The sequence below is a fragment of the Paludibacterium sp. genome (assembly GCF_019232825.1).
Lineage (GTDB): Bacteria > Pseudomonadota > Gammaproteobacteria > Burkholderiales > Chromobacteriaceae > Paludibacterium.
Genome location: NZ_JAFAND010000016.1, coordinates 1 through 20,439, shown reverse-complemented (window position 1 = coordinate 20,439; position 20,439 = coordinate 1). Strand labels below are relative to the sequence as shown.

General features: G+C 63.8%; 21 protein-coding genes. 11 read left to right on the top strand and 10 right to left on the bottom strand.

All coding sequences use genetic code 11. The annotated features are described in order from the left end of the window. Positions 1–71: 71 nt before the first annotated feature. Positions 72–701, top strand: coding sequence for a DUF3313 family protein (locus JOZ06_RS01540; RefSeq protein ID WP_293227994.1), 630 nt, complete (start codon positions 72–74; stop codon positions 699–701). A gap of 5 nt (positions 702–706) precedes the next feature. On the opposite strand, the gene JOZ06_RS01535 is transcribed toward JOZ06_RS01540, so the two are convergent. From JOZ06_RS01535 to JOZ06_RS01525, 3 genes are read right to left on the bottom strand one after another with little or no spacing between them, the layout of a single operon-like run. After that, positions 707–1,051, bottom strand: coding sequence for a hypothetical protein (locus JOZ06_RS01535; protein ID WP_293227992.1), 345 nt, complete (start codon positions 1,049–1,051; stop codon positions 707–709). Positions 1,052–1,070: 19 nt separating this feature from the next. Beyond that, positions 1,071–3,551 (bottom strand): FtsX-like permease family protein, encoded by a 2,481-nt coding sequence (locus JOZ06_RS01530; protein WP_293227990.1) that lies wholly within the window; start codon positions 3,549–3,551, stop codon positions 1,071–1,073. Further along, entirely contained in the window at positions 3,548–4,240 is a 693-nt protein-coding gene (locus JOZ06_RS01525) for an ATP-binding cassette domain-containing protein (protein WP_293227988.1), read from the bottom strand. The genes JOZ06_RS01530 and JOZ06_RS01525 overlap by 4 nt, the downstream gene beginning before the upstream one ends. Between JOZ06_RS01525 and JOZ06_RS01520 the strand changes: the two genes are divergently transcribed. Together JOZ06_RS01520 and JOZ06_RS01515 are read left to right on the top strand one after the other, a co-directional pair. Continuing rightward, entirely contained in the window at positions 4,239–4,844 is a 606-nt protein-coding gene (locus JOZ06_RS01520) for an arylesterase (protein WP_293227986.1), read from the top strand. The genes JOZ06_RS01525 and JOZ06_RS01520 overlap by 2 nt on opposite strands. A gap of 85 nt (positions 4,845–4,929) precedes the next feature. Then, a complete protein-coding gene (locus tag JOZ06_RS01515; RefSeq protein WP_293227984.1) occupies positions 4,930–6,198 on the top strand; it encodes an MFS transporter in 1,269 nt (422 codons plus the stop codon). Here the strand turns inward: JOZ06_RS01515 and JOZ06_RS01510 are convergent. From JOZ06_RS01510 to JOZ06_RS01490, 5 genes are all read right to left on the bottom strand, one after another. Continuing rightward, entirely contained in the window at positions 6,168–7,106 is a 939-nt protein-coding gene (locus JOZ06_RS01510; RefSeq protein ID WP_293227983.1) for an alpha/beta hydrolase, read from the bottom strand. The two genes, JOZ06_RS01515 and JOZ06_RS01510, sit on opposite strands and share 31 nt — an antisense overlap. A 110-nt stretch (positions 7,107–7,216) precedes the next feature. Further along, complete coding sequence (locus tag JOZ06_RS01505; RefSeq protein WP_293228026.1) at positions 7,217–7,834, bottom strand: redoxin domain-containing protein; 618 nt, start codon at positions 7,832–7,834, stop codon at positions 7,217–7,219. Between the two features lie 221 nt (positions 7,835–8,055). Next, positions 8,056–9,840, bottom strand: a complete 1,785-nt coding sequence (aspS, locus tag JOZ06_RS01500; RefSeq protein ID WP_293227982.1) for an aspartate--tRNA ligase — start codon at positions 9,838–9,840, stop codon at positions 8,056–8,058. A gap of 146 nt (positions 9,841–9,986) precedes the next feature. Then, positions 9,987–10,613: a DUF502 domain-containing protein gene (locus JOZ06_RS01495; RefSeq protein WP_293227981.1), complete on the bottom strand. Its 627-nt coding sequence runs from the start codon at positions 10,611–10,613 to the stop codon at positions 9,987–9,989. A 1-nt stretch (position 10,614) separates the two neighbouring features. Continuing rightward, entirely contained in the window at positions 10,615–10,866 is a 252-nt protein-coding gene (locus JOZ06_RS01490; RefSeq protein ID WP_293227979.1) for a zinc ribbon domain-containing protein, read from the bottom strand. Positions 10,867–11,099: 233 nt separating this feature from the next. On the opposite strand from JOZ06_RS01490, the gene fabI reads away from it, so the two are divergent. The 3 genes from fabI to JOZ06_RS01475 are packed head-to-tail and all read left to right on the top strand — an operon-like array spanning position 11,100 to position 14,001. Continuing rightward, positions 11,100–11,876: an enoyl-ACP reductase FabI gene (gene fabI / locus JOZ06_RS01485; RefSeq protein WP_293227977.1), complete on the top strand. Its 777-nt coding sequence runs from the start codon at positions 11,100–11,102 to the stop codon at positions 11,874–11,876. A gap of 23 nt (positions 11,877–11,899) precedes the next feature. Continuing rightward, positions 11,900–12,838 carry a phosphate acetyltransferase gene (locus JOZ06_RS01480; protein ID WP_293227976.1) on the top strand — a complete coding sequence of 313 codons (939 nt, stop codon included), beginning with the start codon at positions 11,900–11,902 and terminating at the stop codon, positions 12,836–12,838. Beyond that, positions 12,835–14,001 (top strand): acetate/propionate family kinase, encoded by a 1,167-nt coding sequence (locus JOZ06_RS01475; RefSeq protein WP_293227974.1) that lies wholly within the window; start codon positions 12,835–12,837, stop codon positions 13,999–14,001. Before JOZ06_RS01480 ends, JOZ06_RS01475 begins: the two co-directional genes overlap by 4 nt. 73 nt (positions 14,002–14,074) lie before the next feature. Here JOZ06_RS01475 and rpsT read toward each other — a convergent pair whose 3' ends face one another. After that, entirely contained in the window at positions 14,075–14,341 is a 267-nt protein-coding gene (gene rpsT, locus JOZ06_RS01470) for a 30S ribosomal protein S20 (RefSeq protein ID WP_293227972.1), read from the bottom strand. A 175-nt stretch (positions 14,342–14,516) separates the two neighbouring features. Here rpsT and murJ point away from each other — a divergent pair, with 175 nt between their 5' ends. From murJ to JOZ06_RS01445, 5 genes are all read left to right on the top strand, one after another. Beyond that, positions 14,517–16,046 carry a murein biosynthesis integral membrane protein MurJ gene (gene murJ, locus JOZ06_RS01465; protein WP_293227970.1) on the top strand — a complete coding sequence of 510 codons (1,530 nt, stop codon included), beginning with the start codon at positions 14,517–14,519 and terminating at the stop codon, positions 16,044–16,046. A 120-nt stretch (positions 16,047–16,166) separates the two neighbouring features. Next, the gene (gene queF, locus JOZ06_RS01460) at positions 16,167–17,003 is read left to right on the top strand and encodes an NADPH-dependent 7-cyano-7-deazaguanine reductase QueF (protein WP_293227968.1); all 837 of its coding nucleotides are present in this window, start codon (positions 16,167–16,169) and stop codon (positions 17,001–17,003) included. A 1-nt stretch (position 17,004) separates the two neighbouring features. After that, positions 17,005–17,406, top strand: coding sequence for a DUF2799 domain-containing protein (locus tag JOZ06_RS01455; protein ID WP_293227966.1), 402 nt, complete (start codon positions 17,005–17,007; stop codon positions 17,404–17,406). A gap of 113 nt (positions 17,407–17,519) precedes the next feature. Continuing rightward, positions 17,520–18,236: an alanyl-tRNA editing protein gene (locus tag JOZ06_RS01450; protein WP_293227964.1), complete on the top strand. Its 717-nt coding sequence runs from the start codon at positions 17,520–17,522 to the stop codon at positions 18,234–18,236. A 12-nt stretch (positions 18,237–18,248) separates the two neighbouring features. Beyond that, positions 18,249–18,956 (top strand): alanyl-tRNA editing protein, encoded by a 708-nt coding sequence (locus JOZ06_RS01445; protein ID WP_293227962.1) that lies wholly within the window; start codon positions 18,249–18,251, stop codon positions 18,954–18,956. Between the two features lie 40 nt (positions 18,957–18,996). On the opposite strand, the gene JOZ06_RS01440 is transcribed toward JOZ06_RS01445, so the two are convergent. Further along, a complete protein-coding gene (locus tag JOZ06_RS01440; RefSeq protein WP_293227961.1) occupies positions 18,997–20,280 on the bottom strand; it encodes an MltA domain-containing protein in 1,284 nt (427 codons plus the stop codon). Positions 20,281–20,439: the final 159 nt, after the last annotated feature.

Below are 20,439 nucleotides of genomic sequence, written 5' to 3'. Positions count from 1 at the left end.
AATGTATAGGTTTTGGAACCAATAGATATCTCAATGGTCTCTTTTAAACCCTAAGCATAGATGAGCGTTGAATGAATGCTTTTTATAAGCTGGCCTGTGCACTGGTAGCCTGGTCGGCGTTATCTCTACCCAATGGCGCGCAGGCGATGCAACCGCTCTCCGCCCTGCCGGCCAGCGCATTCAATATCTCGATGGCGCACCCTGACCGCTGCAGCTTCCTCCGTCCAGGCATCGATTTGAGCAACTACCATAGCGTGCTGATCGAACCGCTGTCCTTTCTGGCACCGGGAGATAACGGCGATTGGCTATTGCTGCGCGCGCTGCCAGGCAATCCGCTCGACCATCACTTCCGTCAGGCCATGACGGAGGCGCTACGCGCGCATGGCTTGACGGTGGCGGACGCGCCAACGGCCGATGCAATGCGGCTGACGCTCGCGCTGGCCTACGACGCGCGCACGCAGCCTGTGGAAACCGTATTGAATTTGGCCGAGCTCGGCGACGGCATGGCGCATTACCTGACGCGCGTTCAGGCCGTGGGCCAGGTCGCGGACGCGCACAGCCATATCGCCCTGGCCGGCAGCGCCGAGTTGACCCTGTCGGCGCAACGCCACCCCGCCAACCGCGAGGACATATTGGGCATACTCGACCGCTGGAGTCTGGCCAGCGCCGATCGGATCGCGCTGGCGCTGGGACAGGCTTAGAGCCATCACTCCCGCATCGGGTCTGCCGCCTCACCGCCCAGCGCGACCAGAAGCGCATCCGGCGTCTGATCGCAGGCACGCAACGCATCGCGCACGCGGTTATAGGCGACACTGGCTTCAGCGGGATATTTGGTGAACGGCGTCAAGCTGTGATGCTTCCAGCCAGCCGCGGCCATGACTTTTTTGTGATAAGCCGGCGCCGTCGTACCGCCACCGCATAGCTGCATCAGATAGCGGTCGATCAAAATATGCGGATGTGGGTCGCGCGACAAAGTAATGAAATGTTCCGGTTTGACTTCAGCGAATTCCATCATGGATCCTCCCCGAAAATACATTTCATCAAAGCTCACACCTGTCCTTTTTTCCAGTTCAACGCGCGCGCAACGTCGAGAGCGGGGATTGCCGCAACACACGGCGCAACAGCGGCCAGCCGGCAAGCGGCACCAATACGACGCCGCAGAGCAGGCCGAGGAAGGGCAAACGCCCGTCGAGCGCAAACGGCAGATCAAACAGCTTCCACCCGGCCAAGCCTCCCAGCGCCATCGCGCCGGCGCCGGCCAAGAGCCCGGTAAAAGCCCCTAGCCACAAAAGCTCCGCCATCATCACCGTGCGCAGTTGCCGGCGGGACGCGCCCAACGCACGCATCAAGCCCGCGTCGCGCAAGCGCTCGTCGCCGGTGGCGCTCAGCGCGGTCCACAGCACCAGCACGCCGGCGGCCAGTGTCAGGAGGAACAGCGCCTCCACCGTCTGCGCCAGCCGGTCGATCACCGCGCGCAGTTGCTCCAGCACGGCGGTTACGTCGATGACCGTCAGATTGGGAAAACGCCGCACCAGTAGATCGGCGAAGACGCGCCGCGCCGGCGGCAGGTAGAAACTGGTCACCAGGCTGGTTTCCCGTCCCGCCAACATGGTACGCGGCATCAAAACGAAGAAATTGACGCGGAAACTATCCCAGGCCACGGTACGTAAACTCGTCACCCGCCCCGCTAGCCGCGAACCCGCCACATCGAATGCCAGCCGATCGCCCAGCCTGATCGCCAGTTTCTGCGCCAGTCCCTGTTCGACCGAAAACTCGCCGCTCGCGCCCGCCGTCCACCAGCGGCCCGCCGCCAGTTGATTGGCGGGCGGCAGATCGTCCCGCCAGGACAGATTGAATTCGCGCGCCGCCAACCGCTGCGCTTCCCCTGGTGCGAATTGCGCCGGACGGACCGGCAGTCCGTTGATCGCCACCAGGCGGCCGCGTGCGATCGGTGAAAGCGCTGGCGGCGGCAGTCCCGCCGTGGCAAACGCCGCGTCGACAGCCGGCACCTGATCCGGCTGTAGATTGATGACGAACTGATTGGGGGCGTCGACCGGCACGCCACGGCGCCAGGTATCGAGCAGATCGGTGCGCACCACCGTCAGCGTGAGCAATGCCAACAGCCCCATGGACAACCCCACCACTTGCAACACGGCCAGCCAAGGCCGGCGCGCCAAAGCCGCCACGCCGAAGCGCCATCCGATGGCGCCGCCGCCGTGCGCCAGCCGCCGCGTGCCGCGCACCATGCCCCAAGCCGCGAGACCGGCCAGCAGGAAATAGCCGCAAAGCCCGGCGAACAACCACCCCGCCAACCGCCAATCGCCGACTTGCCACAACGACAAGGCAACCAAAGCCAGGATCGCCAACGGCGGGAGCCCCATACTGACCGATCTCGGTGTCCATTCGTCGCGTAGCGCCGCCCAGGGCGGGACACGGTACAGCGCCGCCAAAGCGGGCAGCGCCAACCCGCACAGCAGAACCCATGCGGTCACCGGCCCCAATGCAAACAACCAGGCCGCCGGCGGAGGCAGCGCGTCGCGCGCGTCCGGAATCGCCATTCGCGTCAGGGCTTCCTGGAGCGCATAACCGAGCCCAGCGCCGAGCGCCCCGCTGGCCAAGCCGAGCACGGCGAACAACAGCGTAAACACCGTGGCGAGTTCCCGCTGCGTGGCGCCAAGACAGCGCAACACCGCTACGGATTGCCAATGGCGCGCCACATAACGCCTGACCGCGAGCACCATCGCGCCGGCCGCCAACGTCACGGTCAGCATCGCGGTCAAGCCGAGAAAGCGGCGCACGCGATCCATGGCGTTGCGCAGTTCAGGGCGCGCTTCCTCCACATTCTCGATACGCGCCCCGGCGGGCAAGCGGGGCGCGATGGCGCGCCCCCAGGCGTTGACCGCGGCCAAGGGCCCGCTGACCATCAAGCGCCACTGCGCCCTTGCGCCCGGCCCCATCAACCCGGTGGCGCCCAGGTCGGTCTGATTGAACAGCAAACGCGGCATCAGGGCGAACGTGTCCAGCGCGCTATCCGGCTCGCGCAGCAACACGGCCGTGAGCCGCAAGCGCCGCTGACCGATCTCGATCGTATCGCCGAGCCGCACGGACAGCCGCGTCATCAGCCGCGGGTCGGCCCAGGCCTCGCCTGGCCCGGGCCTGAGCGCGCCCTGGCGCACGCGGCCGTCGGCCAGACCGATGCGCATGTCGCCCCGCAACGGATAATTGCCCGGCACCGCGCGCAAGCTGGCCAAGGCGACCGGTCCGGCGGCCATCGCCATCGAAGGGAACGTCACGCTGCCGCTGACTTGCAAGCCGTTCCGGCGCGCCTCGTCGGCGAGCGCCGGCGGCAATGGCGTATCGGCATTGATCACCATATCGGCCGCCATCAGCTGATTGGCGCGCAGCACCAAGCCCTGTCGGACGCGGTCGGCAAAGAATGCCACGCTGCTGGTGGCGCAGACGGCCAGCAGCAATGCCAGCACAAGCAAGGTCAACTCGCCCGATACGCCTTCGCGCCAACCGAAGCGCCACGCCATGCGCAAGCCTTTCATCGCGGATCCGCCTGCAGCCGGCCTTGCGATAGGCGATAGACCGAGCGGCAACGCGCGGCGAGATCCGCGTCATGCGTCACCAGCACCAGCGCCGTGCCCTGCTCGCGATTCAACTCGAACAACAAATCGATCACCTGTGCCCCGGAGGCGGGGTCCAAGTTGCCGGTGGGCTCGTCGGCGAACAACAGTGCCGGCCGGCCGACAAAGGCGCGCGCCAGCGCCACGCGCTGCTGCTCGCCGCCGGACAGCAACCGCGGATAGTGCCGCATGCGCTCCCCCAGCCCAACCCGTTCCAACATCGCGCGCGCCAAATCCCGCGCGCGCGGCGTCCCGGCAAGCTCCAGCGGCAGCATCACGTTTTCCAGCGCGGAGAGTTGCGGCATCAACTGGAAATTTTGAAACACGAACCCGACATGGCGACGGCGCAGCAGAGCCCGGCCGTCTTCGTCGAGCGCGGCCAAAGGCTGATCGAACAGCGAGACGGTGCCGGCCGAGGGCAGATCCAGCCCGGCCAAAAGCGACAACAGCGTCGATTTGCCCGAGCCGGAAACGCCGACGATTGCTACGCTATCGCCTTGGTATACATCCAAACAAACGTCATGCAGAATGGGGATTGTTTCGTGTTGAAATAGAATATGCCGTGCCACATGCACGGCAGACAGTACTGCTTTTTTCGGATGCTGACTCATGGCGATATGCGCGCGCCCCCTTCGTTACGTCTCGTACTGGCTTCTGCTGTTCTGTCTGGCAGCCCCGTTGCAGGCCGCCACCGTCATGGTGTTCGGCGACAGCATCTCGGCCGGCTATGGCCTACTGCCGGGCCAGGGCTGGGTCAGTCTGCTGACGCAGCGTCTGGCGCCGCGCCATCGGGTAATCAACGCCAGCGTATCCGGCGAAACCACCGCGGGCGGTCTAACCCGCCTGCCACAGGCGCTCGCCGAACACAAACCGGACTGGGTCGTGCTGGAGCTCGGCGGCAACGATGGGCTGCGCGGTCTGCCGCTACCGGCCATGCAAACCAACCTGCAGCGCATGATTCAACTCTGTCGGCTGGCCCATGCGCGGGTACTGCTCGTCGGCATCGAGTTGCCGCCCAATTACGGCGCGGCCTACACGCAAGCGTTCCACGCGGTCTATGAGCGGCTGGCGCGCCAAGCCCGTCTTGCCTATGTGCCCAGCCTGATGGCGGGATTCGCCGGCGACTTGAGTCAATTTCAGCCGGATGGCATCCATCCGGCCGCGGCGGCACAGGCGCGCATGATGCACACCGTTGAGCAACAGCTTCCCTTATAGCGTATCCATACGCCTACGCTGTTTGTGCCCTCAATGGTTTAGAAGTGTTACTAACAACGACAAATTTAGCAGAAAGTCTGTTTACATGGCGGCAACGCTGCGCACGACCTGGCGACAACTGATCGAGCCCTACCGCGGACTCCCCCGCTCGGTTTACATCCAACTGGTCTGCTCGCTGGTCAACAACATGGGCGGCATGGCCAAGCTGTTTCTGCCGTTGTATCTGCATGCCGACTACGGCGTCAGCTACCGTTGGGTCGGCACCATGGTGTCGGCCTATGGCTTTGGCTGTCTGATCGGCGCGTATGGCGGCGGCAGCCTGTCCGACCGCTACGACAGCCGACGCTTGTCCAAGCTGTTCCTTGCCGGCTCGGCACTGTCCTTGTTGGTGCTGGCCACCCGGATTCCCCTGTGGCTATTCGCGCCGGTGCTGTTGGTGTCCGGCTTCTGCGACGGGGCCTTCCGGCCGGTCAATCAACGTTTGACGATGGAGCCCTGCCCCCCGGCGCGACGCCCGCAGGCACAAGGCATGCTGCGCGTCGCCATCAACCTCGGCGTGGCATTGAGCGGCGTAACCGGCGGTTTTCTCGCATCGCTGGGATTTCAGTGGGTTTATCTCAGTAACGGCATCGCCACCGGGATCGCCGGCATCTGGCTCGCGCTGGCCTACCGCCGCGTGCCGGTTGTGCTGGAACGGCGCCATAGCGAAGACCCAGGAGCCAGTCTGGCGCATCTGAGCCCGTGGCGCGACATACCCTATCTGCGCTTGATGTGCGGCATGGTGGTCGCGGCGGCGGTGTTCGATCAGCTCTACTCGGTGGTCGGCCTGTACTTGGCCGAATACAACCATCTCGGCCCCAGCTGGCTCGGGGTGCTGTTTTCCATCAACGGCCTGATGGTGGTGTTCCTGCAAGTGCCGATCGCCCACCGCATGTACCACTGGGGCGTGGGCCGCTGCGCGCAATGGGGCGTCATCTTGACCGGTTTGAGTTATCTGCTGCTGCTCGTCGGCCCGCAGCCCATCTGGCCAATTTTGATGGTCATCGCGCAGACCACTTCGGAGCTGTTGATCTCGCCGGCGTTCATCCAACTGGTGATGCGGCGATCCGAGGGACGGTTACGGGGCAGCTACATGGGGCTTTACAGTGCGGCCTGGGCGGGCCGCACGCTGTTCGCGCCGGCATTGGGCGCCTGGATTTACGGCACCGCCGGCGGCACCACGCTGTGGGTCGGCTGCGCGTTGGCGACGCTCGTGGCGGCGCTGATTCAAATGACGCCGGTGCGCATCATCCTCGATCAAGCGCCCCCGTCCGCCATGCCGCTTCAGGCCAGAAAGGCGGAAATGCGGCGGTAGGTCTGATCGCAGGCGGCGGGCGCCAAATCGGCCATATTCAGAAAGGCATGCAACATATCCGGCAAATGCAGATGCTCGGCGCGGACGCCCGCCGCGCGCATGCGCTGCAAGTATTGGCCGGCCTCGTCGCGCAGCGGATCGAAGCCCGCGCTGATCACCAGTGTGGCCGGCATATGAGGGCCGATGGGCATGAACAACGGCGAGGCCGCGCGGCGGTCTTCGCCATGCTGAAAGTACTGATCGAAATACCAGGCGATGCGCGCCCGCGTCAGAAAATACCCTTCCCCATTTTCAGCCATCGACGGTGTGGCCATCGTGTAATCGAGACAGGGATAGCACAACACCTGATGGGTCAGCGGCACCGCCGGCTCGTATTGCAACCGCGCCGAGAGCGTGGCCGCCAGCGCGCCGCCGGCGGAGTCGCCCACCAAGGCCAGCCGGAAAGTGAACGGCAGTTGCCGCGCCTGCAACAGGGCAAACACCCCCTTCGCCACGGTGTACGCATCCAGAAGCGCGGCCGGATAGGGGTTCTCCGGCGCCAGGCGGTATTCCGCCGCCACCACCACCTGCCCGCTGTCGGCGGCCAGCCGGCGGCAAATAGGATCATAGACCGTCACGCCGCCGGCGGTATGGCCGCCGCCGTGCAAGAACAACACCACGGGACGAGCCGCCTCCGGCGCGGGGTGATAGATGCGCACAGGCACCGTGTAGTCGCGTCCCGCAATGAGATCGTCATTGACCCAGGCGACAGCCGGCCCATCCGGTGTCAGTTGCCGCGTCACCCCCGCCAGTGCTTCACGCGCGCCGATGGCCGTCGGCTTGTAGCCAGCGGCCAACATGCGTTCAACGCGCTCGTTGAACGCGCCGAGCCACTTGGCCAGCTGGGGGTTCAGTTCACTCGTCGCCACGATGTGCTCCACTCGCACTACCCATTTATCATAACGAATAAACACAAAAAAGCCAGCCTAAGCGGCTGGCTTCCTGCCCGTGCTGACGACACGGACGTCTTGTTTTCTCTTTACAGCGACTGCGCGTTTTCCGCCAGGTAAGATGCCACGCCGCTAATGCTTGCCTGCATGGCCTTCTGCCCCTTGTTCCAACCAGCCGGGCATACATCGCCGTGCTCTTCGAAGAACTGCAGCGCATCAACCATGCGCAGCGCTTCGTCGATGTTACGGCCCAACGGCATATCGTTCACCACTTGATGACGTACGACGCCGCTCTTGTCGATCAGGAAGGTGCCGCGGAAAGCCGGACCCTCTTCCGATTCGACGTCGAAGGCGCGCGCCAGCGCGTGGTTGACGTCGGCGACCAGGGTGTACCCCACTTGCCCAATGCCGCCCTTTTCGATGGCGGTGTTACGCCATGCGTTGTGGGTAAACTCGCTATCAATCGATACGCCAATGACCTCGACATTTCGCTTTTTAAATTCTTCGAGTCGATGATCGAAGGCGATCAGTTCCGACGGGCACACGAACGTGAAATCCAGAGGGTAGAAGAACACCACGGCATATTTGCCTGCGGCGGCTTTTTGAAAATTATAGTTTTCTACGATCTGGCCATCGCCCAGTACGGCGGCGAAACGTTTTTCTTCATCATGGAAAAACGGCGCTTGCTTACCAACGAGTACTGCCATCATGGATCTCCTTTTTAGCATCTGTGTGGCGTCTAGCGCCAGGAGTTGGCATATTTATAGCGTAGGCCCTGGAGAACAGGAAATAGTAAATTCATATCGGGTTAATAAACTTTGTCAATATGCTTGACATATCAATGTGTTACCCACATTTTGGCCGAGACAAAAAAACAGGCGCCCGCTGGGGCGCCCGTTCGATTTTAGCAACATCATGCCAAGCGGCATCAAGCCTCTTCGGTTTTGCGCAAGCGTAGATTGAGCTCGCGCAACTGCTTGTCGTCGACGCGGTTGGGCGCCTGCGTCAACAGGCACTGCGCGCGCTGCGTCTTGGGGAAGGCGATCACGTCGCGAATAGACTCGGCGCCCGCCATCAGCGTCACCAGGCGATCCAAACCGAAAGCCAGGCCGCCATGTGGCGGCGCGCCGAACTTCAGGTTGTCGAGCAGGAAGCCGAACTTGTTCTGCTGCTCCTCCGGCGAAATCTTCAGCGCGGCGAATACCTTTTCCTGCACCTCGGCGCGGTGGATACGAATCGAACCGCCGCCGATTTCCCAACCGTTGAGCACCATGTCGTAGGCGCGAGCCAGGCAGTCGCCAGGCGCGCTTTCCAGCAGGTTCTCGTGCCCCGGCTTGGGCGAGGTGAACGGATGGTGGCAAGCGGTCCAGCGGTCGTCGTCCTCGTCATACTCGAACATCGGGAAGTCCACCACCCACAGCGGCTTCCATTCCTTGCTGGCAAAGCCCTTCTCGTGGCCGATCTTGATGCGCAGCGCGCCCAGCGACTCGTTGACCACCTTGGCGCGATCGGCGCCGAAGAAGATCAAGTCGCCGTTTTGCGCCTCGGTGCGCTTGATGATTTCGGCCAGTGCAGCCTCGGACAAGAACTTGACGATCGGCGACTGCAGACCGCTGTCCTCGCCGTTGGTCAGCTTGCTCACGTCATTGACCTTGATATAAGCCAGGCCCTTGGCGCCATAGATGGAAACGAATTGGGTGTAATCGTCGATTTCCTTGCGCGACAGCGAGGCGCCGCCCGGAATGCGCAGCGCGGCGACGCGGCCGTTGGCCAGGTCGGCGGCGGCGCGGAACACCTTGAACGACTCCGTCTTCATCAGATCGGTCAGTTCGGTGAAGGCGAGCGGCACACGCATATCCGGCTTATCGGAACCGTAATAGAACATCGCATCGGCATAGGTCATACGCGGGAAGGCGGGCAGATCGACGCCCAGCACATCGCGGAAAATCTCGCGCGTCATGCCTTCGGTGATGTCCATGATCTCGTTTTCGGACAGGAACGAGGTCTCGATATCGATCTGGGTGAATTCCGGCTGACGATCGGCACGCAGGTCCTCGTCGCGGAAGCATTTGGTGATTTGATAGTAACGGTCGAAGCCGGCCACCATCAGCAGTTGCTTGAACAGCTGCGGCGATTGCGGCAGGGCGAAGAATTCGCCCGGATGCACGCGCGAGGGCACCAGATAATCTCGGGCGCCTTCCGGCGTCGAGCGGGTCAGCATCGGCGTTTCGATGTCGATGAAGCCCATGTGGTCCAGATACTGGCGCACACCCATGGCGACGCGGTAACGCAAGCGCAGGTTCTTCTGCATTTGCGGCCGGCGCAGATCGATGACGCGGTGGGTCAGGCGCACGTTTTCCGACAGACCTTCATCGTCGATCTGGAACGGTGGCGTGGCGGCGGTATTGAGCACTTCGATGGCTTTGGCCAGGATCTCGATTTCGCCCGAAATCAGATTGGTATTGTGCGTACCGGCAGGACGCTCGCGTACGATCCCGGTAATCGACAGCACGAACTCGTTGCGGCTGGCGTCAGCTGTGGCGAAGGCTTCCGGCGTATCCGGATCGATCACCACCTGCACCAGGCCCTCGCGGTCGCGCAGGTCGATGAAGATCACGCCGCCATGGTCGCGGCGGCGATGCGCCCAGCCTTTGACCGTCACGGTCTGGCCCAGATATTTCTTGTCAATCAGTCCGCAGTAATCGGTTCGCATAGTTACAATCGCTTCAATTCATTCAAATTCGTAAAGAGGGGTAGCTTAACGCGTTTGGGCGCCGAAACAAAATCCGGCGCCCCGTCAGCGGAAAGTCCGTCGCATGAACAGCAAAAAACCGCCAAGCGGCGGCGGCCGGTGAACGGTCAGCGCTTGCGCCCAGGCTGAGGCGCCACCACCCCCATGGAGATCACATATTTCAGCGCCTCGTCGACGCTCATATCCAACTCGCGCGTATCTTTTCTCGCCACCATGATGAAGTAGCCGGAAGTCGGGTTCGGCGTGGTCGGCACGTAGACGCTGACATATTCGTCCTCACCCAAGAGCGGCGCCACGCCATCGGACGGCCGGCCGGTCTGGAACGCCACGGTCCAGGCATCCTGGTGGGGAAAACGCACCAGCAGCGCGCGGCGGAACGCCTGACCGGAATCGGACAGCAAGGTGTCGCTGACCTGCTTGACGCTGTTGTAGATCGACTTGACCACCGGCGTGCGCGAAATCACGCCGTGCCAGAACATCAGCAAGCGCTGGCCCAGCACGTTGGCCGTCAACATGCCGGTGCCCAACAGCACCAGCACCGCGAAGATCACGCCCATGCCGGGAATGTTGACGCCGATCAGGTGCTCGGGGCGCCATGCGTCCGGCAGCAGGTTGAGCGTCTGATCCAGCGTGCCGACGATCAGGTTCAGCACCCACAGCGTCACCGCCAGCGGCAGCCACAGCAACAGGCCTGTGACCAAATACCCCTTGAGGGTCATCTTGATCGGTTTCATATCAGCCGTGATTGCAAGCTCCGGAACAGCTATGGCCACCCGAGGCGGCATCGGACGCCGCCGGACAGCCGCCGCCCTTGAAGTCGGTGGCGTACCAGCCGCTGCCCTTCAATTGAAAACCGGCGGCCGACAGCAGCTTGCGATACTTGGTGCTGCCGCAGGACGGGCATTGGGCGATCTGCTCGTCGGTCATTTTTTGCAGGTGTTCTTTTTGGCTGCCACAGTCGTCGCAGCGGTACTCATAAATCGGCATATTGCATACTCCGCAATCATGGCATTCACAAACCCGGGGCTCGATCGAAAGGGCGGCGCCCGGCTACCGCACCTGAGGCGCAGATGAGGTCAACCGGCGCAAACTCAAGGAGAATGCAGGATTATATCTGACAACGCGCGTTATCGCAGCCACCTTGCCGACGGACGTGTCGCGTATATTGCATTGCAACAATATCCAGCTAACATGAAGCATTCATCTGGCATGGAGGTTTCATGGACGGCATTGGCAACATCATCGCAGGTAAGAAGGGACTGGTGGTCGGCATCGCCAACGACCAAAGCATCGCCTACGGCTGCGCCAGCGTATTGCGCGAACACGGCGCCGAACTCGCGGTCACCTATTTGAACGAAAAAGCGGAGAAATACGTCCGCCCCTTGGCCGAAGGCCTGGACGCGCAGCTGGTTCTGCCGCTCAACGTCGAAGAGCCTGATCAGATGAGCGCGGTGTTCGAGCAAATACGGCAAACCTGGGGGAAACTGGATTTCGTCGTGCACTCGATCGCGTACTGCCCAATGGAGGATCTGCACGGCCGCGTGGTGGATTGTTCGCTGCCCGGCTTCCAGCAAGCGATGCGCGTATCCTGCTACTCCTTCCTGGAACTCGCGCACCATGCCGAACCATTGATGTCGGCCGGCGGCACGCTGCTGACCATGAGCTACTACGGCTCCGACAAAGTGGTGGAAAATTACAACATCATGGGCCCCGTCAAAGCCGCGCTGGAAAGCGTCAGCCGCTATATGGCGCACGAGCTCGGTCCCAAGGGCATTCGCGTGCACGCGCTCTCGCCCGGACCGCTGAAGACCCGCGCCGCCTCGGGCATCGCCCACTTCGACAGTCTGATCAGCGAGGCCATCGCGCGCGCGCCGCAAAGCCGTCTGGTGGACATCGAGGATGTCGGTCAAGTCGCCGCTTTTCTGATCTCCGACGCCGCGCGCGCCCTGACCGGCGCCACGGTCTACGTCGACGGCGGCTTCAATATCATGGCTTAATGACATCGAACAGGGGAGTCTCCATGTTGCTACGCGATACGCACGCCTTCGAGGACATCCGTGACGAAGCCAAACGGCTGGGGCCGCTGCCCATGGCGGTGGCGCACCCATGCAGCCGCGAGTCGCTGCAAGGCGCCGTCGACACCCTGCTGGACGGGGTGGCCACACCGATTTTGATCGGCCCGGAAAGCAAAATCCGCCGCCTGGCGGAAGACATCGAAATCAACCTGCAGGATATCGAAATCATCGATGCGCCCCACAGCCACGCCGCCGCCGAAACGGCCGTTTCGCTGGTGCGCGAAGGCGCGGCGGACATCCTGATGAAGGGCAGCCTGCACACCGACGAATTCATGACCGAGATCCTGGCGCGCAACACCGGGATTCGCACCGACCGCCGTATCAGTCATGTCTTCATCATGCGGGTGGAGAGCTACCCGCGCTACCTGTTCATCACCGATGCCGCCATCAACATCAGCCCCGACCTGATGACCAAGCGCGACATCTGCCAGAACGCCATCGATTTATGCCATTCGCTCGGCATTGCCGAACCCAAGGTCGCCATCCTGTCCGCGGTGGAGACCATCACACCGGAAATCGCCTCCACGGTCGACGCCGCCGCGCTGTGCAAAATGGCCGACCGCGGCCAGATCCGGGGAGCGGTGCTGGATGGCCCCTTGGCCTTCGACAACGCCATCTCGCTGCAAGCGGCCGACACCAAGGGCATCGTTTCGCCGGTGGCCGGGAGTCCGGATATTTTGCTGGTGCCGGACCTCGAATCGGGCAACATGCTGGCCAAACAGCTGACCTATCTCGCCGCGGCGGCCTCGGCGGGCATCGTCATGGGCGCGCGCGCGCCCATCGTGCTCACCAGCCGTTCCGAAGACGCACCCGGCCGCCTGGCATCGGCCGCCATCGCCAACCTGCTGGCGCATCGCCGGCGCAAGATCGGGAAAATCGCATGAGGCCTAGCCTGCTTGCCGTCAACGCCGGATCCGCGACGCTCAAATTCCGTGTCTACGCCGACAATGGCGCCGACTTGCTGGTTGACGGCCTGATCGACCGTTTCGGCGACGCCGCCGGCAGCGTCCTCACCTTATCGGATGCCCGCGGCAATCGTCTGGAGGAAAAACCCTTGCAGGAACCGGGCAAGGAGGCTTCGGTCGCGGCGATGATCAACACACTGGCCGACCACCGCATGCGCGTCGACACCGTGGTGCACCGCGTGGTGCATGGCGGCGGCGTCTATACGCAGCCGGTGCGGTTGACCGGCGACGTGCGCGAGCGCATGGAGGAATGGGTGCCGCTGGCCCCCCTGCATCAGCCGGTCAGCCTGGCCGTGATCGACGCCTTCAGCGCGCTCGACGCCGCGCTATGCCAAATCGCCTGCTTCGACACCGCGTTTCATGCCACGCAACCGGAGGTCGCCACCCGCTTCGGCATCGCGCGCCATTGGCATGACGAGGGAATCCGCCGCTACGGCTTTCACGGCCTGTCCTATGCATCGATCGCGCGCCGTTTGCCCGCGCTCGGACTCGATCAGGCGCGCGTGGTGGTGTGTCACCTCGGCAGCGGCGCCAGCGCCTGCGCGCTGGCCAGCGGCGAGAGTGTGGCGGCGAGCACGGGGTTTTCCACCGTCGAAGGCTTAATGATGTCGACCCGGCCTGGCGCGATCGATCCGGAAGTGCTGCTTTACTGGATGGAGCACGAAGGCATGGGGGTGCGCGAGGTGCGGCGCGAGCTGTATAAGAATTCGGGGCTCTTGGGGGTTTCCGGGCTATCGGCCGACATGCGCCAGCTGCTGACCAGCACGCTGCCGGCGGCGCGCGAGGCGGTGGAGTTGTTCTGCTATCGCGTCGTGCGCGAAATCGGCGCCTTGGCCGCCTGCATGAAAGGCATCGATGCGCTGATCTTTACCGCCGGCATTGGCGAGCGCTCGCCGGAAATCCGCGCGCGGGTGTTGAAACAGCTGTCTTGGCTCGGTTTCGAGCTCGATCTGTCGGCCAACCTCGCGCAGGCGCGGCGGCTGACCGCGCCGACGAGCCTGCGCCACGCCTACATCGTGCCGACCGACGAGGAAGGCGAGATGGCGCGCGCCGCCGCGGCGTTGCTGGCCGAGCCCGCGTAAGCGCCGCGCGCGGCCAAAAACACAAAAGGCTCCTTGCGGAGCCTTATTGCGTATGTCTGTACGGCCGAACAGCTTAGGCAGCCATGGCCTTGATCTGGGCGGACAGACGGCTCTTATGGCGAGCGGCTTTGTTCTTGTGGAACACGCCCTTGTCGGCGATACGGTCGATGACCTTAACCGACGCTTGGAAGACTTCGCGCGCGGCAGCCTTGTCGCCGCCTTCGATAGCCTTGATGACCTTCTTCACTGCGGTACGGAACGCAGTGCGCAGGCTGGCGTTGTGCGCGCGCTGCATGAGAGCCTGGCGTGCACGCTTGCGAGCTTGTGCGCTATTAGCCATGAAACTTTCTCCTGGTGAACTGAATCTGAAACCCGCGATTTTATGCTTTAAGTTGTAGTTTTGCAAGAAGAATCCCGACAGGGGGCCAACACGGTGGCGCGGCGGCGGGAAAAACAACGTGGGCCGGGCTTTACGCTACACTTGAGGCCTTTCGCCCTCCCCCTGCTTCACTGGCATGAATTTATTCAAAACGCTGGCCCGGGTCAGCAGCATCACCCTGTTGTCGCGCATCCTCGGTTTTGCGCGCGACGCGCTCATCGCGCGCCAATTCGGCGCAGGGGTCGCCACCGATGCCTTCTTCGTGGCGTTCAAGCTGCCCAACCTGCTGCGCCGGCTGTTCTCCGAGGGCGCGTTCGCCCAAGCCCTGGTGCCGATGCTGAACGAACATCGCCATGGCAAGAGCCATGCGGAAACCCGCGCCTTCATCGCCCGGCTTGCCGCCACCCTCGGCCTCGCGCTGACCGTGTTCACCGCGCTGGCCATGCTCGCCGCGCCGGCGCTGGTTTGGCTCATGGCGCCCGGCTTCGGCCGCGACGGCGCGACGTTCACCCTGACCGTGGCGCTTGTGCGCGTCACCCTGCCCTACATCGTTCTGATCTCGCTGTCGTCGCTGGCCGGCAGCATTCTCAACGCCTGGAGCCGTTTCGGCATTCCGGCCTTCACGCCGGCCATCCTCAATCTCACCTTCATCGCCTTCGCGCTCGGCCTCGCGCACCGCTTCACGCCGCCGGTCATGGCGCTGGCCTGGGCGACGTTCGTCGGCGGCTGCCTGCAGCTTGCCTACCCGCTCATGGCGCTCAAGCGCCTCGATCTGCTGCCACGGCCGCGGCTCGATCTCTCCGACCGCGCCGCCTGGCGCATGGTCGGACGCATGCTGCCCGCCATCTTCAGCGTGTCGGTGGCGCAGATCTCGCTGCTCCTCAACTCGACCTTCGCGTCGTTCCTGCCCAGCGGCAGCGTGTCGTGGATGTATTACGCCGACCGGCTGATGGAGTTTCCCACCGGCGTGCTCGGCGCCGCGCTCGGCACCATTTTGCTGCCGTCGCTCGCCCGGCACGCGCTCGAAGGCGACCACGCCGCCTATAGCGGGCTATTGGATTGGGGCATCCGTCTGACGCTGCTGTTGGCGCTGCCCGCCACGCTCGGGCTAGGCATGCTGGCGGGGCCGTTGACCAACACGCTGTTCCGCTACGGCCATTTCACCGTCTTCGACGCCGCCATGACGCGCCAGGCGCTGGTCGCCTACGCGCTCGGCCTCACCGGCCTGATACTCATCAAGGTGCTGGTGCCGGGTTTTCTCGCGCGCCAAAACCTGCGCGCGCCGGTGCGCATCGCGCTATGGACGCTGTTGGCGACCCTGGCGCTGAACCTGCTGTTGATCGCGCCGCTGCGCCACGCCGGGCTCGCCCTGTCCATCGGTCTCGCCTCGCTGTTTAATGCCGGCCTGCTACTCTATGAACTGTGGCGGACGCGCATTTACCGCCCCCGCGCGGGATGGCCGGCCTACCTGGCCCGGCTCGCGGCCGCGCTGGCCGCCATGGCGCTGATACTCTGGCAAACGCAAGCCCGCTTGCCCGCCGGCTGGGACAGCCAAGGCGGCAGCCGCGTCCTTGGGCTCGCGCTGCTGATCGGGCTCGGCGCCAGCGGTTATTTTTTGGCGTTATGGACGCTCGGACTGCGTCCGCGTCACTTGCAACACCCTTAGCACACTATAAGGACGTGCATTGCCTGCGGCGAATGCACGCTACGATGGATGTAGGGCGCGTTCGCGCAGCAACGCGCCGTAGAATAACCTGCAGACCCTAATGATGGAGTTTATCCCCGCATGACCACGCAGCAACCTGAACACTCGCCGCTCGGCAAAAAGGTCGATTACCAGGACCACTACGACCCCTCGCTGTTGTTTCCGATCCCGCGCCGCGTCAAGCGCGAGGAAATCGGCGTCGATGAAGCCAGGCTGCCGTTTCGCGGCGTCGACATCTGGAACGGCTACGAACTGTCCTGGCTCAATGCCCGCGGCAAACCGCAAATCGCCATCGCCACCTTCGCCATTCCGGCCGAATCGCCCTGCCTGATCGAATCGAAGTCGTTCAAACTGTATCTGAACACCTTCAATCAAACGCGGCTCGACGACGATCGGGCGCTCGTCGACTGCCTGACGCGCGACCTGAGACAAGCCGCCGGCGCGCCGGTCGCGGTCGCGCTGACGCGTCCCGCCGATTTCGCCGCCGAGCGTTTCGCCGAGCTGCCGGGAGAATCGATCGACGGTCTCGACATCGCCATCGACGATTACAGTCCCGATCCCTCGCGGCTGCACGCAGATGCCGGCGAAGTGGTCGAGGAAACCCTCTGCTCCGATCTGCTCAAATCCAACTGCCTGGTCACCGGCCAGCCCGACTGGGGCAGCGTCACGCTGCATTACCGCGGCGCGCGCATCGATCGCGAGGGTTTGCTGCGTTATCTGATCGGCTTCCGCCAGCACAACGAATTCCACGAGCAGTGCGTCGAGCGCATTTTCACCGACGTCCTGCGGCAGTGCCGCCCGGAAACGCTCACCGTGTACGCGCGCTACACCCGCCGCGGCGGTCTGGACATCAACCCCTGGCGCAGCAATGACCCGGCAGCGCGCCTGCCTGCCAACCTGCGTACCGCGAGGCAATAAGATGAAAACCTTGCCGCTGCTGCTTTGCTGCACCCTGGCGCTGAGCGGTTGCGCCACGCTCAACGAGCAGGAATGCCGAACCATCACGCCGGCGCAACTGGGAATGAAGGACGGCCAGCAAGGCTATGGCCTGTGGCGGCTCGACAAGCACGTCGAATCCTGCGCGCGCTTCGGCATCGATTTCGACCGCGCCGCCTATCTGGCGGCGCGCGAGCAAGGGCTGAAAAGTTATTGCACGCCGGAAAACGGCGACAAGGTCGGCGAGCGCGGCGAGGACTACGAGGGGGTCTGCCCGGCGGATGTCGAACCGGCTTTCCTGGCCAAATACCGCCCGGCACATCGCGAATACATCAACGATATGCGCGGCGATCCCTTCTGGATGCCGTGGCCGATGCGGCATTGATACAGGCGGATGTGGTTGACCCTTGCTCTATCGCAGTGAATCCACTGTTGCATTTGACGTTCCCCGCCCTCACGCTGTAAGAATATTCTTCTCTCGCAGCAAGGAACATCACCATGCAGGAAGGCTACTACCTCGACCCCTATCAAACCCGTCTCGATACCCACGTCGTACGCCATCGCGACGGCGGCGTGGTGTTGGCCGACACCCTTTGCTATCCGCAAGGGGGCGGTCAGCCGGGCGACACCGGCACGCTGACCCTGGCGGACGGCACCGCGTTGCCGATCGAGAATACCCGCCGCGACCCCGAGAGCGGCGACATCGTGCATTTCCTGCCCGAAAACGCGCAGTTCCCCCCCTCCGGCACCGCGGTCACGGTCGATATCGACTGGGCGCGCCGCCACCGTCACATGCGCATGCACACCTGCCTGCACATGTTGTCCGAAGTGCTCAAATATGAGGTCACCAGCGGCAACTTGACGGCGGATAGCGGCCGGTTGGATTTCAACTTGCCGGAAGGCGAAGAGTTGGACAAGGACGACATCGAGGCGCGGCTCAACCGTATGGTCGACGAAGACCGTCCGGTCGTCATGAAAATGATCCCCAGCGCCGAGCTGATCACCCAGCCCGATCTGATTGCCTCGATGGCGCTGCCGCCGCCGCTCGACAAGCCCGACGTGCATCTGGTGGAAATTCAGGGTGTCAGTCTCGAACCCTGTGGCGGCACGCATGTGCGCAGCACGGCCGAAGTCGGCCACATGGTGGTGAGAAAAATCGAGAACAAGGGCAAGCGCAACAAGCGCGTGGTCGTCGCCTTCGCGCAACAAGACTGAGGAACGCTCGCCATGGCCGAACAATTTTATCAAGACCCCTACCAAAAACGGATCGACACCACTGTCGTCAGCCATGATGCCCAAGGCGGGCTCGTGCTGGCCGACACGATCTTCTACCCGCTCGGCGGCGGCCAGCCGGCCGATACCGGCACGCTGTGCACCGCGGACGGCGCCTGCTACCCGGTGGTCAACACGTTGCGCGATCCCGAGAGCGGGCAAATCGTCCATTACCTCGCCGGCGCCGCCGAGCTGCCCGCCGGCGCGCGGGTCACGCTGGAGTTGGACTGGGACCGCCGCTATAGCCACATGCGCATGCATACCTGTCAGCACCTGCTGTCGGTCGTGCTGCCGTACGAGGTCACCGGCGGCAATCTCAACCAGGAAGGCGGCCGCATGGACTTCAACCTGCCCGAAGGCGTGGTGCTCGACAAGGACACCATCCAGCGGGAACTGGACCGGCTGATCGCCGAGGATCACGCTGTGCGGCTGATCCTCACCACGGGAGAAGCGTTGCGCGCACAGCCCGACCTGGTTAAGACGCTGACCGCGCCGCCGCCGATGGACGCGACCGAAGTGCATTTAGTGGAAATCGAAGGGGTCGACCTGCAATCCTGCGCCGGCACGCACGTGCAACGCACGGCGGAAGTCGGTCGGGTACAGGTGAAGAAGATCGAAAACAAAGGCGCGCGCAACAAGCGCGTGCACGTCGCCCTGCTCTGAGCGTGCTCGGAAGGCGGGAGCGACGCTCCCGCCTCTTGTATCACAGTGACGGCGTCGTGCCGTTGGGCAGCAGCAGCCACATGCTGCCCGCCTGTTTCATGCCCCCTGCGTTGAGCCCGGCCTCGGCGCCATACCCCCAGAAGAAGTCGGCGCGCAGCGCGCCACGGATGGCGCTGCCGGTATCTTGCGCATGCACCAGCCGGTTGAGCGGCGACTGCGAGTGCGGCTGGGTGGTCGCCAGATAGACCGGTGTGCCGAGCGGGATATAGTGCGGATCGACGGCGATGCTGTAGCCGTCGGTCAACGGCACGCCCAGCGCGCCGACCGGCCCCTCGCCGCTGTCCGGCATGGTGCGGAAGAAGATATAGCGCGGATTGACGTTAAACAGCGCCTGCTGGCGCTCCGGGTGCATGCGCACCCAGTTCTGGATGCCGCTCATCGAGGCGGCGCCCAACGACATTTCCCCTTGATCGGCCAGCCAGCGGCCGATCGACTGATAGCCATAGCCGTTGTTATCGGCCACGCCGACACGCAAAATGCTGCCATCATCGAGCTGAATGCGTCCGGCGCCCTGAATTTGCAGGAAGAACAGCTCGACCGAATCCTCCACCCAAGCCAGCACCGGCGCATGGTCGACGCCCATGCCGGCGGCGATCTGCGCCCGGGTGTAATACGGCACCAGCCGGCCGTCCTCGATACGCCCCTTGAGCTGGGCGCGGGCCTCGGGCGGGAAATCCGCCGGATTGACCGCGACCTGCCCCGGCGCCGCCACGGCGGCGCCGGGCACCAAGGCCAGACGGTTGGCCGTCACCCGGCGCGCGACCAAGGCGCCCGCGTTGCGCGCCGACGCCGGCAGCGTCAGCGACACCAAATCGCTCGGCACGCCATAGACCGGGTACGGCGTGGCCGCGCTCTGACTGCGGCTGCCGTTGAGGATCGGTTCGTAATACCCGGTGATCAACCCGCTGTCGCGCGCGCCGTCGTGCATTCTCCACGCGGTGAAGCGCGATTCGAAAAATTGATGAATGCCGGCATTGTCGGCATCGGTCAGCGACGTCACCCCTTGGCAAGGCGCCGACCATTGCGGCTCGCGCGCCACCACGCGGCAACTCTGCCGCAGCGCCCGCAGCGAACCGGTCAAATCTTGCCGCTGCCAGTCGGGCAAGGCGCTGACCGGCTCCGGACTGAAGCTGATCGCCCCCTGCGCCGTCGGCACGGGATACGAATGGGACACGGCGCCACTACTGACCGGCGCGGGCGGCATGCTGGAGCACGCGGTCAACAACGCCAGCGGAAACAGAAAACCAAGAGAACGCGATAACATCGGCAAGAAGATCGGGAAACGGAGGAAGACAGGAGTGTAGCCCGCGCGCCCGTTCACGCCAAGCGTTCCGCCTGTCAGCCACGCTCCCTTGCCATGCTCTCCCTTGCCCGCTAGGGTGGCGTTGCGGCCTCAAGCCGCAACGAGCGCGGGCCCCGAGGT